Source organism: Leuconostoc fallax (assembly GCF_004354645.1).
GTDB classification, from domain to species: Bacteria; Bacillota; Bacilli; order Lactobacillales; family Lactobacillaceae; genus Leuconostoc_B; species Leuconostoc_B fallax.
The window spans coordinates 1-1,017 of the sequence record NZ_PUFI01000011.1 but is presented as its reverse complement, the minus strand read 5'-3'; the positions used below and the strand labels follow the sequence as shown (position 1 = coordinate 1,017).

Below are 1,017 nucleotides of genomic sequence, written 5' to 3'. Positions count from 1 at the left end.
TTTTTGTTACCACGTTGAACATCAAAGCCATTTTCTTTGAGGTACTGTGGTAATTCCTCTTGAATGTGCTGTAAGGCTTCACGATTAAATATACGCTTAGCTGAGAGCTTTTTATCATCATCAAAGGGCACAATGCCCATATGCATGTGAGGGGTCTTCTCGTCCATATGAACAACTGCATAGCGAATATTTTCGTCACCATAGTTATCTGCAAAATATTGTTTGGCTGTTTCAAAATATTTACGGGTTTCGGCTTCATCTAATTGCTCAAAAAAATCTTTGTCACTGGTTATAATCCATTCATTGACTAAAACAGCGTCTTTGCGAACTGCCCGCTTACTCGCTTTGTTTTCGTTGATATAGGCTTCAATATCCGTTTTAAAGTTATCAGTGCGCCCAGCCACTAAATCATAATTCAGATGAGAGCGGGAAACATCAATATCTTCGTTGCTGTGATTAGTCGTTTTCCGTTGGTCATGATTGCCAATGCCGACTAAATTATCAGCTTTTAATTTCGTCATTCTAGCCACTGCAAAACTCATTGTATGCACCTCATTTCGGAGTTATCTTCCAAGTAAAGTATAACCCACTATACTTTACTTCGTAAAGATGGGCTCGCCGAGGGGTCTTGCAGACGGCTCTGTCGGCTCTTTTGAGCCGAGTATCAGCGCACCCTATGGTGCAATTAGCTGATACCTGTTTGACGTTTTGCTGCCCTACTTTTTTAAGTAGGTATGCAAACCTCAAACTAAAATAAAAACCCCCTTCGACTTTTGTCAGGGGGCTTTTATTAATCAATAATTCTATTTAAAGTCGCATGACTCCCCTCAAAGTCAAAATCGTGTCGATTGCGCTTCGCACAACGCCGCCCAAAGTCAAGCTCGTCACACCTTACCTTTTGACAAAAGGTAAACGAAAAAGCCCCATCAAGCGGTCACTTTCATAAAGCAAACTGATCGTTTGATGGGGCTAAAGAAATGAATTTTGATCACTAATGTGATCAAAGTTAACCAGATA

General features: G+C 40.5%; 1 protein-coding gene. It reads right to left on the bottom strand.

The annotated features are described in order from the left end of the window. A partial coding sequence (gene mobV, locus C5L23_RS08600) for a MobV family relaxase (protein ID WP_275668017.1) occupies positions 1–542 on the bottom strand: 542 nt, incomplete at its 3' end. Between the last annotated feature and the right edge of the window lie 475 nt (positions 543–1,017).